Genomic DNA, 16,870 nt, shown 5'->3' on the forward strand with positions numbered 1-16,870 from the left:
GGTAGAGGGCGTGGTAGGATAATGGGGAGGGGTATTATGTTTATATATCATATTTCCTTCCATTCCTTGGAAATAATATTTCCAATACAGGAAGAAGCTCTGTTTGCAACATTCTTTTTGGCACGTATGCATCCGCACCCGACGCTTCAGCATCTCTCCGGTGCACCTCATCTTCGTGTATAGTCAGCATTACAATCCTTGCATCATCATTATACGATTTTATCTGTCGTACTGCTTCAATTCCGTTCATATTCGGCAGTCCAATATCCATAATAATTATATCATGTAAATCTTTTTTTACAATAGAAACCGCTTCTTCGCCACTCCCTGCTTCTCTAACCAGAATATGCGGGAACTCAGATTCCAGCCAGTTTCTTAAAGACTTACGAACAGCTATATGATCTTCAACAATCAATATTTTATCTGACATAACTATCTGTTGATATATCTATCGCAGTATTTCCTCAGATTGTCTGTCAGGAAAGTTTGATATTTGTTGTCAGGAAAGTTTGATAAACTTTAAAGCAAGGTTAGGCCGTGCAGAATGGCAAATTTTACAAGACTTGGGAGATCATTAATGCCAAGTTTATGCATTAAACGACTCCGATAGGTTTCAATTGTCTTTGGAGAAACGAAAAGGATGCCGGCAATTTCCGCATTTGTTTTTCCATCGGCAAGCAACTGGAGTATTTCCCTCTCACGTTGGCTCAGACGTGCAAGAGGGCTTTTTAATTCGTCTACCTGGCGATGTTTTACGTACTCATCTATTACTATACCTGAGATCTTTTCACTTAGATACCGCTTGCCCATATAGACGGAACGCGCTGCATTAATCACCTCCGAGCCTGCCGATTCTTTCAGTATATAACCGGATGCGCCTGCATGGAGGCCTTGAAATATATGCTCTGGAGTGGAATACATTGAAAGAATAACTATCTTTGTAGATGGACACAGTTCAAGAATTTTTCTCGTTGCTTCAATTCCATTCAACTCAGGCATGAAAATGTCCATAATTACCACATCAGGACTGAGTTTTGCGATTTTACGCACTGCATCACGTCCGTTTGCAGCATCACCAACCACTTTTATATCAGGCTGCGTTTCGAGGAGCAGTTTAAGACCGTCACGAACAACAGAATGATCATCAACAAGAAAGACTGTAATATTCACCTTATTATCTCAATTACTACCATTGTCCCCTTGCCGGGGGCGGATTCGATGTGCAGGTGTCCGCCTATCGTTTCAGCGCGCTCGGTCATAATCATTAATCCCCAACCGCGGTAGGCGTTTCTCCTGCCAGATACTATGAGGCGATGATAGTCAAATCCAATACCGTTGTCTTTTATTATTAGCTTTACCGTCCTGTTTCTTTCTTCTATCCTGACCGCTATTTTTGTTGCCTTAGCATGTTTTGCCGTGTTGGTCAATGCTTCCTGAAAAATATGAAACATTGCCTGTTCAATACGTCTTTCGAGTCTGGGCTCCGGCTCCAGCCCCTGAACTATTACCTGAATGCCGGTTCTTCCAGCATATTGTTCTCCGTACCACTTCAGCGCCACAACGAGACCATAATCATCAAGTACAGGCGTCCTGAGCTCTGCCATCAAGTCACGGACACACTCAGCCGTTTGACCAACGAGCGCTATCGAATCATCTATATGAGACTTGATCGATTCTTTTACTTCATCGGGAAGTTTAGATTTTATTATATTAAGGTTTATGCCTATGGCGGTCAGGTTCTGTCCGAGTTTATCATGCAGCTCCTGTGCAAGTCTCTGTCTTTTGTCCTCTTCGGTTTCTGCCAGCTTTGCAGCAAGGGACTTAAGCTTTTCCTGTGATTTTTTTAACCGCTTTTCTGCTTGCTTTCGCACCGTAATATCTTCCACGATACCTTCATAATAAAGCACTTTACCATCTGTATCCCGAACAGCGCAAACATTCATAGAAACCCAGATTTTTTTCTTATCCTTTCTATAGAGCTGCATTTCAAATCCCTGCGCAACACCCTGCCCTTCAACCTGTTTCCTCCATCTTTTCCGGTCATCAGGGTTCGGATAAATCTTCAAGCTGATATCGGCGATGTCTTGTATCATATCTTCCGGACTTTCATAGGCATGTATCCTCGCCAGGGACGGATTGACATTCAATAAACGTCCTTCAGGCGTGCTTTGGAAGATACCGACCATAGCATTTTCGTAGATATTCCGGTATTTTTCTTCTGCCTCTTTTAGTGCCTTCTCGTGCTTATTCTGTTCGGTAACGTCTCTGAAGATTCCCTGAACTATAATTTTATCCGAGAATCTGATTACACTCCCTGTTATATCTACCGGGACCGTATCCCCGTTTTTTCTCAATATTATACCATTACAGAACAGCCCCGACCCTTGCCGGACTATTTCCTCGAAACACTTAAGTGTCCTTTCGATTTCTTCCTTCGGGTGTATACGGCCGATATGCAGACCTAAGAGTTCATTCTTTGAATAGCCGGTAAGTTTCTCTGCCTGTCTATTTACTTCAAGCACATTGCCGTGAATATCAACAAGCACCATGGCATCGCTTGCGCCTTCTACCAGTGCGCGATATTTTTCTTCCGACTCTGTCAACAACCTTTCCATCTTCTTACGCTCGGTAATATTGCTCATAATGCAATGAGTTTGGCTGAAGCTACCTTCGTTGTCGTATTCTATTTTTCCATCAAACGATACGATTATTATCGAACCGTCTTTCTTTACCATTTCTAATTCTATACCGTGGATCTCACCTGATTTTTTGTAGAGGCTAAAACCCTTCATAAAGCTTTCCACATATTCCGGGGTAAGAAAATCGCCAAGCCAGCGCCCCAGGATTTCGCCTCGTGAATATTCCATTATATTGAGCCACTCCTGATTAACGTCAACGATATAACCGTCTGCATTCAACGACTGATACCCCAGAGGGATCTGCTCAACGAGAAGTCTAAACCTTTTTTCACCATTGTAAAAAGAATCGGCATTTTTGTATTTTTTATCTTGTTTTTTGAGACGGTCTTTATTCTCCATAACAGGCACTGTCTGCAATATCTTCAATTTTTCTTGCAAATACAAGGTAACCGGTATGGGCAACCATCCTGTCAACAGGTCTGACCCTCTCGGCAACAGTCTTGTATCTCCGCAGCATAATTTCCAGCACTTCAATATCCCCAAAACGTTTGTTCAGTTCTTTTAAGATGTCTGTTATCTGATTTGCAGTTGGCACTATCATCCCGAGCAACCCGCTGCCTTTTAAAAGCTCACTTGCTTTATCGAAGTACATCCAGGGTTCTCTCACATCAATGAATGCAGCATCAAAACCGCCATCCTCATACTCCACAACATCGCCGCAGTAAAGCCTTGTATTATCCCATTTGGCAAAACGTTCAATGTTTTTTTTCGCATTCTTATAATGCCTCTCTTCTTTCTCAAATGAAACAACCGAGCCCCCGGGTCCAACAACACACGAAAATATAAATGTAAGAGCGCCACTGCCGGTGCCAATCTCTAACATCCTGGAGCCATGCATCAGTCCTAACCTCAAGCAGATAAATGCCGCATCCTTAGGAAAAACTATTTGAGTCTCCCTTTTTATACCGTACATTACGATATCTTCCATCGTAGGCTCGTAAATCTCATATTGACCGTATCGTATTCCAAATGGCATACCTGCCAGATCTGCAAAATTTATCATGCCGCCTTTTCCATGAAAAGATTTATCCATTTGCAACTTTTTCAAATATCTTTTATCTTTATATATAATCAAAATTAAGTCGTTTTCAGCTATTGTCTTCATGCTCACCCATTTTCCGGTTACACGCATAAACCTTTACAAGGCAACCGTTTTTATTGTTAATCTATAATAAACCATGTAACTTGTAAATAAAATTACATTTTTGTTATATCCATGGCCATTGACATGACTTACGCCTGCCTGTCAGAAGACAGATAGCCTTTCCTCCAAACAGTTTGATTGGAACGCCAGCGCGGGTACCAGGGATGCTGTGCTCATTTTAAATGCCACGGGCTTGTGCCCACGGACATTCATAGAGTTTATAAACGCTATCTGCTAAAATCGTAAACTCTGGGGTGTGGACAAATTTAGCTTTAAAATATCTTACTCATTTGATATAAACATTTAGATATAAACATTTAGATACGGAGAGGGAGGATAATTATGGATAAAATTGGAATCATAGGACTTGGCAACATGGGAGAAGCTATTGTAAAAACTCTTTTAAAAAGCGGTGCTAAAAAAGAATCGGTACTATGTTTTGAGATAAAGCCGGAAAGGGCAATGTTTATAGAAGACAGATATAAAGTAAAATTTATTGGCAGCGTCGAAGAGCTGATAAAAAAAGTAAAGTATATCATTCTATCAATAAAACCACAGGATTCTAAAAAGCTGTTAAATGACATCGCCCCTCTTATTGATGATAAAAAAATCATCATATCCATTATGGCCGGCATTACCCTTTCGAATTTGTTGTCGGCCATAGGTAAACCGATAAAAGCAATCAGAATGATGCCTAATATTTGTGTGAAAGTAGGGGAAGGCGCAATCGGCATTGCGCCAGGACCTGATATCAAGAAGGACGAACTGGAAGCAGTTAAAACCATCATTTTGCCTATGGGGAAAACAGTAGAAGTAGGGGAAGAACTGATGGATGCCATTACCGCCCTTGGGGGAAGCGGGCCTGCTTTTTTCCTGCTTTTCCTTGAAGCCATGATTGATGCAGGTGTAAAAATGGGTATTGCAAGGGATAAATCAAAGACCATATGTACCCAGGTAGTTAAGGGCACCTTAAAGATGCTGGAAGAGGAAGGGATTCACCCTACCCTGATGAAAGAGATGATCACATCTCCTGCCGGAACTACCATATCCGGCCTTGCAATTTTGGAGGAAAGCGCTTTTAAGGGAAACATCATGAAAGCAGTTGAAATATCCACGAAAAGGGCAAAAGAACTTTCATTATGATATTGAATGAATATGCCAGTAAAAGACAACAGATGGTGGATTCACAGATAGTGCCGAGAGGGATAAAGGATATCAGGATTATAAATGCCATGAAAAAGGTCCCTCGACACCTCTTCCTTGATGAAGCACTGCGGTCTCAGGCATATGAAGATTATCCATCCCCTATTGGAGAAAAGCAGACAATCTCCCAGCCCTATATTGTAGCCTTGATGACAGAATTACTCCAATTAAAAGGCAATGAAAAGATCCTCGAAATAGGTACGGGATCGGGATATCAAACAGCCGTGCTTGCCGAACTTGTTGATCAGATATATTCAATCGAAAGAATCCCGACATTAGCAAAAAGGTCAAGAAAACTACTTGATGAGCTAAAATATACAAACATAGTAATAACAATAGACGACGGCACACTCGGATGGAGAGAACACAGTCCTTATGATGGAATTATTGTCACTGCGGCAGCACCTTACATGCCAAAGACTCTTCTCGGGCAATTAAAAACAGGTTGTAAACTTGTTATCCCTATAGGCGAAGAATATATACAGGATTTAATAGTCTACACTAAAGAAGATAATGACGAGTACAGCAAGGAAAGCTATGGGGGATGCAGGTTTGTGAAACTTATCGGTAATCAGGGTTGGGAAAGTTGATAGAAGAAAAACCACAGGCAAAGTCCTCGGAATACGAAGAATTTCAGGTTGAAAAGCTCTATATGAAAGAGCTGAGGAAACTTCCTGTTATGTCGGCAGCAGAGGAAATAACATATGCAGAACAAATGACGAATGGAGACCTTGAAGCAAAGAAAAGACTTGTAGAGGCCAATTTGAGACTTGTTGTAAAGATATCAAGGAGGTATGTAAACCAGGGCTTATCGAACCTTGACCTTATCGAGGAGGGAAACATCGGTTTGATAAAGGCTGTAGAAAAGTTTGATCTGTTAAGAAAATGCAGGTTTTCCACATATGCAACATGGTGGATAAAACAATCAATAGAGAGGGCGATAGCAAATTTCTCAAGAACCATCCGTCTGCCTATACATATTTCCTCAAGGATTTATAAAATTTCAAGGATAGTGAACGATTATATGGACAAGGAGGGGAGAGAGCCCACACCTGAAGACATATCACGTGAAACGGGATTCCCCATTGATTTTGTAAATAATTTGTTCTCCATGATAATAAAAACATGCTCACTTGAAACTATTATTGATGAGGACGGCAAGCTCAGGCTCGAAGATATTTTACCGGATACCCTGTACGAAGAACCTTTAGCAGCCCTTGAACAGGCAAAAAGGGTCGAAGAGGTTGCTTCATGGGTTGACGCATTAAATAATGATGAAAAAAAGGTAATTATATTAAGGTATGGCCTTGACGGAGAGGAACCCAAGACCCTCGAATCCATTGGTAAGATCTCTGGGGTTACAAGGGAAAGAATCAGACAGATAGAGCAAAAGGCATTAATCAAACTACGCAAAACCGCTAAGAGAAAGAATATTGAAAGAGATAATATCTGATCAGGACGCTTTAAATAATTCTACAACCGATATAATAAGAAAAGGTTCAATAATTACCATAATTACATTAATAAGCAGGCCTCTCGGTTATGTAAGAGAGGCAATCCAGGCGTATCTCTTCGGCGCTACGCTGTTGGTTGACGCATTTGTTGTGGCTTTTAACTTTCCTGAATTAATTCAAACCCTTTTCTTTTCTGGTGCAACAAGTGCCTTCCTTATACCTGTATGCACAAAATACATGAAAAATGATGAAGAATACTCCAATATATATGCAACATTTATAAATCTTACTATAATTATTACACTTTTTTTATCAACAATATTCTTTATTTTCAGTAGCGAGATCATCCAATTAATAGCGCCGGGATTTGATGCTGAATCAAAAAGGATTACAAGAATCTTATTCATCATTATGATACCCGTTATCGCTCTTCACGCAATTCTGTCGGTTATAAAGGCGTTTCTTAACGCAAAGGAGCATTTTGCAGCACCGGAGATGTCGGGGATCATGTGGAACATCATCTTTATACTTGCTGCAATTATTTTCAGTAAAAAGTTTGGTATATACAGCCTCGCCGTAGGGGTTACTCTCGGCTCTGTCTCCCAGATTATTGTACAATTTCCATATTTAAGAAAATTCAATATCAGATACAGGATTGCACTTTCCCTGAACCACCCGTCTATTACAGAGGCAAGGAGACTTTTTACAGGCGCCCTTATTGCCACATCAATCGTACCTATTAATAGCTTTGTTGGTAGAATCATAGCTTCTTATCTTCCTCATGGAGAGGTAGCTTCCCTGTCTTATGCTTTTAGAATCTTCATCCTCCCTTTCAGCCTTTTCGCTGTCCCTGTTTATACGGTAATGTTTTCAAAGATTTCAAAACTGTACCATGAAAAAGACATGGGGGGCATCTATTCGCACATTGACAGCTCCTTCATCCTCTTGTGTATAACCCTGATTCCCTCTACAATACTGTTGTGCTCCACAGGGGATTCAATCATAAAGATACTTTACGAACGCGGTGCTTTTACCTCAAAAGAAACGTTAATGACCAGCAGGGCTCTTTTCGGTTATGGAATAGGGATACTCTTTTATGCACTTTCACTCTCCCTTGTAAGAGTATTCAATGCCTTACATGATATGAAAACGCCCGCAGTTATAGGCATCACCTCAATTGTTATTAATGCAATACTTGCTGCCCTGTTGATGAAACAATTTAAAAATCTTGGCATCGCTCTTGCCACGTCCATTGTTTCGCTTTACAATTTTTCAGTTCTCTATATTTTTTTAAAGAAAAAAATTAAATACAGAATGACGAGAAACACCTTCCGGCAGATAACTAAATCCTTGCTGTCCGGAATTATACTGCTATTATCGATTTTTGCGGTGAAATGCATATGGCAGGACAGGGCATATCTGACATTATCCTTGAGTGTTGTCCTGACGATTGTCACCTATTACGTTTTTTTTAGAGATTACTACCTGATGCTTATTCGCAGAAAGATATAATAAATTAATATTTATTTAGATAGTAAAATGATATAATTATCTATATTTTTATTTTGTATAATCATATTTTATTATTAGGGGAAAATAGTGTAATGCTCGCCGACAGAGACTTAAAAAGTAGAAATATCATAGCCGGAATCAAGACGGTCTATCATGACAACTACGAAAACGATGATACAAAGACTGTTAATATGGTATTGAAGGACGTTGTAGACCTCTTTAAAGGCAAAAGAAAAGGGTTCCAAAAATGTGACGTTAAATATCATAATATTTACCATACTTTACAGACAATTCCCCCTTTTGTGGAGATCATAGACGGATGGAACAAGAGCGGAAATCCCTTGAGAATTTCAAAGGAATACTTTGATCTGGGGATTGTTGCCGTTTTACTGCATGATACGGGTTATATAAAGACAGAGGACGACAATGCCGGTACAGGTGCAAAATATACGTTTACCCATATACAGAGAAGCATTGATTTTACAGATCAATATCTGCACCAGGCAGGTTTTGATGAATATAGTATTTTACACATCAAGCATGCAATCGCGTGTACCGGTGTAAATTATTCTCCTGTAGATATCCGTTTCAGCTCAGAGGAAGAACAGGTAATAGGGTATACGCTCGGAACGGCAGATTTACTGGGACAGATGGCGTCGCCCGATTATCCCCGGAAACTCCCTTTGCTATTTAAGGAGTTTGAGGAGGCATATCGTTTTGAAAACACGGAAAAGCTGCTTGGCATAGGTATAAAATTATTTAATAATGCCGATGAATTGGTAAAAAATACTCAATATTTTTACAAAAAAGTTGCAATGAACCGTTTTTTAAAAATGGGTTCCATGTATAAATACCTGACTTACCATTTTGGAACTTTAAACAACCCATATATAGAAGCAATCGAGGAAAATATCAGAAAGATACAAGCCTTATTTCCATAATTCAAATATACCGTATCATTACATTGTAATACTCAATTCAGCAAGGATGTTTAAAACCACAATCAGGGTAAACAACAACTGTCCGTTGGTGCGCGGAAGTTTGACATCCAGTCCATTCTTTTCTATACTATGTTATAAGAAATAACTGGATATTCCCGGTTAAAATGAACGAAAGGACATACAAATGAAAAAGATTGCTATATTCATCGTAGCTTTTGTGTCAATTTATGCGTTGACAAGCCTCTCGCTTAATGCCGGAGAAAATAAAGACAGTAAGCCTTTGCCTGTCGTAAATTTCGGGACACTTCCCGTTTTGCAGGCACTGCCGCTTTTCGTTGCAGTGGAAAAGGATTTTTTTAAAGAACAGGGGTTATCCGTAAACCTTGTCAGATTTAATTCTGCTATGGAAAAAGATGTGGCACTCTCTGCAGGACAGATCTCCGGGTATTTCGGCGATATGATGACTCCTATGGTATTGAATGCCAATAAGACACCTGCAAAAATGATTGCCACAATATTTAACACATCAAAAACACAACGCATGTTTGCAATTATTGCCTCGCCAAAGCACTCAAATAAATCAATTTCCGAGATATCCAGGGAGGGGATTGCAGTAAGCTCTAACACCATTTTAGATTACCTTATGACAAAGCTTTTAAAATCAAAATCTAATCAAACAGAAAGCGTAAAACAGATAGAGATAAAAAGCATACCAATCCGCCTGCAAATGCTGCTCTCAGGCCAGATACCGGCAGCAATGCTTCCCGAGCCCCTTGTAACCCTTGCCGAGCAGAAAGGCTGCAAGGTCTTGATTGACGATGCAGGAGCTGATGCGTCCGCTACCGTACTTGTATTTAACGAAAAGTTTCTTGCAGATTATCCTGATGTTGCAAGAAGGTTCCTAACAGCGGTAGAAAAAGCTTCACAATATATAAACAGGCATCAAGATGAAGTCCGCTCGATCATGAACCGTGAATGCAGGGTTCCGGATCCTCTTCAAAAAACATTTCCCATCCCCGAATTCCGGAAACTCACTACACCTGATTATAATCAAGTTATGGACGTATATCAGTGGTTGAGAGGGAAAAAGATTATAAAAACAGAAATGACATTCAAGCAAATGGTGGGTAATGGCTACCTCCCATGACCTTTTAAGACTCGATAATATAAAAAAAACATTTCTTAATGCTGATGAGTCAAAAACCGTATTGGAGGGAATCAATCTCAGGCTTTCAAAGAGTGATTCCTTTTCTATTGTCGGCCCCTCAGGGTGCGGCAAGACAACACTTCTGCTGATTACGGCAGGACTTCTCCCTCCAACAGAAGGCAGCGTATGGATGGATGACAGTCCGGTAAATGCACCAAACAGAAAGATCGCGCTTGTACTGCAGCATTACGGACTATTCCCCTGGAAAACTGTAGCAGCCAATATTATGCTGGGGGCTCACCTGCAAAAGATTAAAATTGCTGAGGAGGAGTTGATTACTATAAAACAAAAGCTGGGCATTGAAGATATTGACCACCTTTACCCCGGACAGTTAAGCGGAGGGCAGCGCCAACGCGTTGCCCTTGCAAGGGCAATTATTCTTCACCCGTCACTTTTGCTTCTTGACGAGCCCTTTGCCGCAATCGATACGATTACCCGTGAACGCTTGCAAAATAGACTTCTTACAATATTTACCCAAAGGAAGTTCAGCTTCATCATAGTAACTCACAATATTGAAGAGGCGGTTTTTCTCGGGCGCAAAATTATGGTGCTTGATAATCAGGGGGCCGGCATAAAGACCGTTATTGAGAACCCAGAAATGGGAAGCCTTGAATACCGGAACAAACCTTCATTTTTTGAACGATGTCTTGAATTACGTAAAATACTTGAGAAATTTGCATGAAAAAAAGGCAGATCATTACATATGGCATAACGGTAGTCCTTGTTTATGCATTCTGGTACGTTCTTTCTTTAATACTCGGCAGTACAATACTCCCTGACCCGATATCGGTATTTATTCAAGGTTTTCGGGAGATCGGGGAACACAGCTTCTGGGAACATGTGCTGGCAAGCGCTTTTCGCATTATTACCGGGCTTCTTATTGCCTTTTTCACAGCAACCCCCCTGGGGCTTCTCCTTGGGAGTAACGATAAGCTCGACCGCCTGTTTTCGCCGTTAATATATCTTGGATACCCGGTGCCGAAGATTGTCCTTATGCCTATTATCTTCGTTGTTTTCGGGCTTGGAGATGCAGCCAAAATTGTTCTTATCACCATGATTATCTTCTTCCAGCTTCTAATAACAACCCGCGATGCTGCACGTACAATAGATAAGGAGGTAATCTACTCGCTCCGGTCGCTCGGCAGCCGGCAATGGGATTTTTACCGCCATGTGGTATGGCCGATCAGCCTTCCAGGTATCTTTACTTCACTGCGTATAGTTACAGGCACGTCCATTGCAGTGCTCTTTTTTGTCGAATCTATCGGGACAAATATGGGGCTTGGATTTTATATAATAGATGCCTGGGGAAGAGCGGATTATACAACTATGTTTGTCGGTATTATTGCATTATCTTCTATCGGCATTGTAATCTATGAGATATTTGACCTCCTTGAGAGAAAAGTGTGCAGATGGAAAAACGTCTGAATAAACAATATCCTTCAGTATCTATGGTTACCGGGACGGAACACGCCGGCATGGTTAAAGAAATCTTTTCCACCATAACAAAGCGATACGATTTTTTGAACCATTTTCTCAGCATGAGGCGTGATGTTGCCTGGCGGCGTTTTACCGTAAAAAAAATGAGATTTTTTCTCACTGGCCGTTTTCTGGATGTGGCCTGCGGCACATCCGATCTTGCCATTATGACTGCAAAGAGATTTCATGATGTACAATCAACAGGTGTAGATTTTGTCCAGGCCATGCTCGTTGCCGGCCGGAAAAAAATTTACCGTAAAGGACTTGGGCAGGATATCAACTTAGCCAATGCAGATGCCCTCAGCCTTCCTTTTAAAGACAATACCTTTGATGTTGCAGCCATCGCCTTCGGCATAAGGAATATCCCCGATAGAACGGCGGCTTTGGGAGAGATGATACGTGTAATAGTGCCGGATGGACAGGTAATGGTTCTTGAAATGACATATATCCGGAACCGTTTATTTAAAAGACTCTACCACCTGTATCTAAATTTTATATTGCCTGGTATTGCAGGTTTGCTGTCTTTTAATCCTGCTGCCTACCTGTATCTTGCCGACTCGATCATGAATTTCCCTTCACCGGAACGGTTTGCAGGCTTAATGGGAGAGGCAGGGCTGACAGAGGTAAAAAAATATAAACTTACATTCGGTATCACCTATCTTTATACTGGGATCAAACCGGGGAACGGCAAGTCGTGAGCAATGAAACACTGAAGGCCTGGATCCAGGCGAGCCGTCCGCCTTTTTTCATCGCCACCCTCGCCCCGCTTTTGATCGGGTGGATGTCTGCAAAGGCTTATGGCCTGCATCTTGACAAGTTTTTCCTGGTTATTTTTGGATCGTTTATTGTCCATCTTGTTACCAATCTTGCAAATGACTATTTCGATTATATAAAAGGCGCTGATTCAGGTGAATCAATAGGCGGCTCCCGTGTCATACAGGAGGGCAAAATCTTGCCTGATGTATTATTGAAGGCGATCATCATTTTATACTGCATTGCCTTCCTGATTGCCTTTACCATCATGTTCAGCTTTAACCTCTTTGCGATCCTTCCTTTGGTTCTTTTTGCCGCTTTTAGCAGTTTCTTTTATGTAGCGCCACCGATCCGGTATGGATACTACGGACTGGGTGAACTTTTTGTCGGGATAAACATGGGGCCGATCATTGTGGTAGGAACTTATTGGGTTATTGCAGGCCGGTTTGACTGGGCGCCCTTTTATCTGTCCTTGCCTGTCGGGCTGATGGTCGCCTCGATCCTGTATTATCAAAGCCTCCCTGATATGAAAACCGACCTTGCTGCGGGTAAATATACCCTGGCTGTAAGACTCGGTAAAAGAGGTGCATTTGTCGGCCTTATTGTTTTCTGGGTTTTGATTTATCTGGCTGTTATAGCCCTGATACTTACAAATGCACTCTCATGGTATGCCCTGATATGCCTTGCAAGCATCCCTGTATGCGTAAAAATGATCCGGACGGTCAAGAATACAGAAGATTGGGTACTTCTCGACCAGTATGGCAGGTATGTAAGGATACTCTACGGCCTCAATAGCATTGCCATAATTTCAGGGCTGTTTAAATAATTGTTCCAATATCTTCTTCATTTCTACTTTAGGGCACGAATTCCGGTTTGCACAGATATTTTTCACTGCTTTTGACGGGCATTTCTTGTGAACATTTATGTTGAAATATTTGAAATCATATGATATTTAATACATGATTTCAAATTAGCACGCCTTTCAATTGGGAATAGGGTGCGGGTAAATCTGTCTATTTCCAAAGTGCGAAAAGCGGAAGTATAAACTAGGAGGATACATGTCTAATTTAACCATCAAACAGTTACTCGAAGCAGGCGTCCATTTCGGACATCAGACAAAAAGGTGGAATCCGAAGATGAAACCTTATATTTTCGGTGCGAGAAATGGCATATACATTATTGATCTTCAGCGGACATTAAAAATGTTCAAAGAAGCATACAATTTTGCAAGGGAAGTAGCTTCCCGGAATGAGTATATCCTTTTCGTGGGCACCAAGAAACAAGCACAGGAAGGAATCAAGGAAGAAGCAAAAAGATGCGACACATTTTATGTCAACTCCAGGTGGCTTGGCGGAACAATGACAAACTTTCAAACCATGAAAAAAAGCCTCGAAAGACTAAGAAAGTATGAAGAAATAAAAGGGAGTGACATCATAAAGGCCCTTTCCAAAAAAGAGGCGATAGGCATAGACAGAGAAATTGCGAAACTTGAAAGGAATATCGGCGGCATAAAAGGTATGGATCGGCTGCCTGGCGCTGTTTACGTCGTAGACCCGAAAAAAGAGTACATTGCAGTAAAAGAGGCAAGGAAACTTGGCATTCCAACGATTGGCATCGTTGATACAAACTGCGATCCCGATGATATAGATTATATTATACCCGGAAATGACGATGCAATCAGGGCTATCAAACTCATCACCATGAAAATTGCAGATGCAGTTCTCGAGGGAAAGGCGCTGTATGTGGAAGAGTTCCAGGGTAAAGATGAGACAGGAGAAGAACCGAAACCTTTTATAGACGAAAGCATACTTATAGAAAAATATGACGATGATGACCTCGAGGAAAACCAGTAAGGAGGAAGCTGATGGAGATAACAGCAGAACATGTTAAAAAGTTGAGAGAGAAAACGGGCGTAGGCCTGATGGATTGTAAAGAGGCATTAAAACACTCAGATGGCGATATGGAAAAGTCCATTGAATATTTAAGAGAAAAGGGTCTTGCAAAGCTACAGAAACGTTCAGGAAGGGCTGCATCAGAAGGCGTAATAGCCTCTTATATACATACCGGTGCAAAAGTCGGTGTTATGGCAGAGGTGAACTCTGAAACGGACTTTGTTGCAAAAACAGATGAATTTCAGGACTTTGCAAGAGATATTGCAATGCAGATTACGGCCGCTACCCCGATTTATATAAAAAGGGAGGATGTTCCGGAGGAAGTAAAGGAAAAAGAGAAGGCACTTTACCGCAGACAGGCCCTTGACTCGGGCAAGCCGGAGAAGATTGTTGATAAGATCGCCGAAGGGAAGATGGAAAAATATTATCAGGAGGTATGCCTCCTTGATCAGTCCTTTATTAAAAATCCCGATATAACGGTAAAAGGGCTTCTTGAAGAACTTGTTATAAAGCTGGGAGAGAATATTGTTATCAGGAGATTTGTGAGATTCCAGCTCGGCGAGACCGTCGAAGAATAACATGACCTATAGCAGAATTCTTTTAAAATTAAGCGGAGAAGTCCTTATGGGTGGAGAGGGCTTCGGTATAGACGCTGATATAGTCAGAGAGATAAGTTCCCAGATTAGAGATATTGCAGACCTCGGGATTGAGATTGCTATTGTAGTAGGCGGCGGGAATATATATCGGGGAGGCAAGGCTGAAAAACAGGGTGTTGACAGGGTAACCGGCGATTACATGGGCATGATTGCAACTCTGATAAATGCCCTTGCGCTACAGGAAGCGCTTGAAAAAATGCATGTCCCCACACGGGTCCAGAGTGCCCTGGAGATGAGAGGGATTGTAGAGCCCTATGCACAAAGAAAGGCATTAGAGCATCTTGAAAAGGACAGGGTTGTGATTTTTGCCTGCGGTACGGGGAACCCTTTTTTTACTACAGATACTGCCGCTGCCTTACGGGCACTGGAGGTTGAAGCTCAGGTGATTTTTAAAGCAACAAGGGTTGACGGCGTATACGATAAAGACCCTGAAGTATATGAAGATGCATTGTTTTTTAAGGAAATTACCTATTCCGATGTGTTGAACAAAGGTCTAAAGGTAATGGATGCAACAGCCATAACCATTTGCAGGGAGAATAACCTGCCTATTATTGTGTTCAACATAAAGAAAAAGGATAATTTAAAGAAGGTGGTTCTGGGAGAAAATATCGGAACAATTGTCAAGGGGGTATTATGAAGAGTGAGATTATGAGCGAGCTTGAAGATAAACTGGATAAATCACTTGCCACGTTTAACAAGGACCTGTCTAAACTCAGAACAGGTGTGGCATCTGTATCTCTTCTCGAAGATATCCGGGTTAGTTACTATAACCAGCCTACTCCTTTAAATCAAGTGGCAGCAATAGGCGTACCTGACAGCAGAACTATAACAATACAGCCCTGGGAGGTGTCTATCATAGGTGAAATAGAAAAGGCAATCCAAAAATCGGATATCGGAGTCAATCCTATGTCTGATGGAAAGATGATACGTCTTTCGTTTCCCAAGTTGACAGAAGAGCGCAGGCGCGAGTTGGTAAAATTTGGCGGGAAGATGCTTGAAAGCACAAAGGTTGCCATAAGGAATGTCAGAAGAGACATGAATGAAAAGTTGAAGAAGATGGAAAAAGACAAACTCCTGTCACAGGACGATCTCCACAAACATCAGGATGATATACAAAAAATTACAGATAAATATATCCAGATGGCAGAGAAAATCTATACTGATAAAGAAAAAGAAATCCTGGAAATCTAATATCTCCAATGCAAAATATCGAGATCAATAAACTTCCAACCCACGTAGCCATTATAATGGATGGAAACGGTAGATGGGCAAAGCTCCGCAACCTTCCAAGGGTGGAAGGACATCTTCAGGGTATGGAATCTGTCAGGGATGTGGTAACTACAACGAGGAACCTCAAGATCCCATATCTGACGCTTTATGCCTTTTCCAAAGAGAATTGGACAAGATCCGAAGATGAAGTAAAGAGGCTGCTTGAGATTCTGGGCGTTTATCTTCAAAATGAATTGCCTCTTATGATGGATAAAAACATAAGGTTTAATGTAGTCGGAAACTTAAAAGATTTTCCGAAGAGGTTACAGCATCATATAAAAGATGTAATGGATAAAACAGCCGGTAATACATCGCTTACCCTCAGCATCGCCTTAAGCTACAGTGGAAGGGAAGAGATAGTAAATGCCGTTAAATTGATTCTGGAAGATGCAAAAAAAGGCGCTGTTAAAAGAATCAATGAAAATGTCTTTTCCAGATATCTATATACCAGGAATATGCCCGACCCTGATCTTCTTATAAGGACAAGCGGAGAGATGAGGATAAGCAATTTTCTGCTCTGGCAGATTGCATATACAGAGCTTTATGTGACGGACACGTTATGGCCTGATTTTGGAAAAGAAGCATATATTGAGGCATTGAAAGCGTATACCCGGAGAGAGCGAAGATTCGGGAGTACAAAATAATCCCCAGGTTGTTTTGGAGC

The 16,870-nt window shown here is 41.2% G+C and carries 19 protein-coding genes; 15 read left to right on the forward strand and 4 right to left on the reverse strand.

The window, feature by feature from the left end; all coding sequences use genetic code 11:
- Positions 1–40 precede the first annotated feature (40 nt).
- From NT178_01430 to NT178_01445, 4 genes are all read right to left on the reverse strand, one after another.
- Positions 41–430 (reverse strand): response regulator transcription factor, encoded by a 390-nt coding sequence (locus tag NT178_01430; GenBank protein MCX5811196.1) that lies wholly within the window; start codon positions 428–430, stop codon positions 41–43.
- Between the two features lie 89 nt (positions 431–519).
- A complete protein-coding gene (locus NT178_01435) occupies positions 520–1,170 on the reverse strand; it encodes a response regulator transcription factor (GenBank protein MCX5811197.1) in 651 nt (216 codons plus the stop codon).
- Positions 1,167–3,038, reverse strand: coding sequence for a PAS domain S-box protein (locus NT178_01440; protein MCX5811198.1), 1,872 nt, complete (start codon positions 3,036–3,038; stop codon positions 1,167–1,169). Before NT178_01440 ends, NT178_01435 begins: the two co-directional genes overlap by 4 nt.
- Positions 3,028–3,732 (reverse strand): methyltransferase domain-containing protein, encoded by a 705-nt coding sequence (locus NT178_01445; protein MCX5811199.1) that lies wholly within the window; start codon positions 3,730–3,732, stop codon positions 3,028–3,030. Before NT178_01445 ends, NT178_01440 begins: the two co-directional genes overlap by 11 nt.
- Before the next feature lie 453 nt (positions 3,733–4,185).
- Between NT178_01445 and proC the strand changes: the two genes are divergently transcribed.
- From proC to NT178_01520, 15 genes are all read left to right on the forward strand, one after another.
- Positions 4,186–4,986, forward strand: coding sequence for a pyrroline-5-carboxylate reductase (gene proC, locus NT178_01450; GenBank protein MCX5811200.1), 801 nt, complete (start codon positions 4,186–4,188; stop codon positions 4,984–4,986).
- On the forward strand, positions 4,983–5,636 hold the full coding sequence (locus NT178_01455; protein ID MCX5811201.1) for a protein-L-isoaspartate(D-aspartate) O-methyltransferase: 654 nt from the start codon (positions 4,983–4,985) through the stop codon (positions 5,634–5,636). The genes proC and NT178_01455 overlap by 4 nt, the downstream gene beginning before the upstream one ends.
- Positions 5,633–6,499 carry an RNA polymerase sigma factor RpoD/SigA gene (locus NT178_01460; protein ID MCX5811202.1) on the forward strand — a complete coding sequence of 289 codons (867 nt, stop codon included), beginning with the start codon at positions 5,633–5,635 and terminating at the stop codon, positions 6,497–6,499. The genes NT178_01455 and NT178_01460 overlap by 4 nt, the downstream gene beginning before the upstream one ends.
- On the forward strand, positions 6,480–8,012 hold the full coding sequence (gene murJ, locus NT178_01465) for a murein biosynthesis integral membrane protein MurJ (protein MCX5811203.1): 1,533 nt from the start codon (positions 6,480–6,482) through the stop codon (positions 8,010–8,012). The genes NT178_01460 and murJ overlap by 20 nt, the downstream gene beginning before the upstream one ends.
- 92 nt (positions 8,013–8,104) lie before the next feature.
- The gene (locus tag NT178_01470) at positions 8,105–8,953 is read left to right on the forward strand and encodes a hypothetical protein (GenBank protein MCX5811204.1); all 849 of its coding nucleotides are present in this window, start codon (positions 8,105–8,107) and stop codon (positions 8,951–8,953) included.
- A gap of 184 nt (positions 8,954–9,137) precedes the next feature.
- On the forward strand, positions 9,138–10,100 hold the full coding sequence (locus tag NT178_01475; GenBank protein MCX5811205.1) for a MetQ/NlpA family ABC transporter substrate-binding protein: 963 nt from the start codon (positions 9,138–9,140) through the stop codon (positions 10,098–10,100).
- Positions 10,084–10,842 carry an ATP-binding cassette domain-containing protein gene (locus tag NT178_01480; GenBank protein ID MCX5811206.1) on the forward strand — a complete coding sequence of 253 codons (759 nt, stop codon included), beginning with the start codon at positions 10,084–10,086 and terminating at the stop codon, positions 10,840–10,842. The genes NT178_01475 and NT178_01480 overlap by 17 nt, the downstream gene beginning before the upstream one ends.
- Positions 10,839–11,585 (forward strand): ABC transporter permease, encoded by a 747-nt coding sequence (locus NT178_01485; protein ID MCX5811207.1) that lies wholly within the window; start codon positions 10,839–10,841, stop codon positions 11,583–11,585. Before NT178_01480 ends, NT178_01485 begins: the two co-directional genes overlap by 4 nt.
- Positions 11,570–12,334: a bifunctional demethylmenaquinone methyltransferase/2-methoxy-6-polyprenyl-1,4-benzoquinol methylase UbiE gene (gene ubiE, locus NT178_01490; GenBank protein MCX5811208.1), complete on the forward strand. Its 765-nt coding sequence runs from the start codon at positions 11,570–11,572 to the stop codon at positions 12,332–12,334. The genes NT178_01485 and ubiE overlap by 16 nt, the downstream gene beginning before the upstream one ends.
- Entirely contained in the window at positions 12,331–13,215 is an 885-nt protein-coding gene (gene menA, locus NT178_01495; GenBank protein ID MCX5811209.1) for a 1,4-dihydroxy-2-naphthoate octaprenyltransferase, read from the forward strand. Before ubiE ends, menA begins: the two co-directional genes overlap by 4 nt.
- Positions 13,216–13,447: 232 nt before the next feature.
- A complete protein-coding gene (gene rpsB, locus NT178_01500) occupies positions 13,448–14,242 on the forward strand; it encodes a 30S ribosomal protein S2 (GenBank protein ID MCX5811210.1) in 795 nt (264 codons plus the stop codon).
- Between the two features lie 11 nt (positions 14,243–14,253).
- Positions 14,254–14,859 carry a translation elongation factor Ts gene (gene tsf, locus NT178_01505; protein MCX5811211.1) on the forward strand — a complete coding sequence of 202 codons (606 nt, stop codon included), beginning with the start codon at positions 14,254–14,256 and terminating at the stop codon, positions 14,857–14,859.
- A gap of 1 nt (position 14,860) precedes the next feature.
- The gene (gene pyrH, locus NT178_01510; protein MCX5811212.1) at positions 14,861–15,574 is read left to right on the forward strand and encodes a UMP kinase; all 714 of its coding nucleotides are present in this window, start codon (positions 14,861–14,863) and stop codon (positions 15,572–15,574) included.
- Positions 15,571–16,128, forward strand: coding sequence for a ribosome recycling factor (frr, locus tag NT178_01515; GenBank protein ID MCX5811213.1), 558 nt, complete (start codon positions 15,571–15,573; stop codon positions 16,126–16,128). Before pyrH ends, frr begins: the two co-directional genes overlap by 4 nt.
- Positions 16,129–16,136: 8 nt before the next feature.
- Positions 16,137–16,850 carry an isoprenyl transferase gene (locus NT178_01520; GenBank protein MCX5811214.1) on the forward strand — a complete coding sequence of 238 codons (714 nt, stop codon included), beginning with the start codon at positions 16,137–16,139 and terminating at the stop codon, positions 16,848–16,850.
- Positions 16,851–16,870 lie beyond the last annotated feature (20 nt).

It is taken from the genome of Pseudomonadota bacterium, from assembly GCA_026388255.1.
Classification (GTDB): domain Bacteria; phylum Desulfobacterota; class Syntrophorhabdia; order Syntrophorhabdales; family Syntrophorhabdaceae; genus JAPLKB01.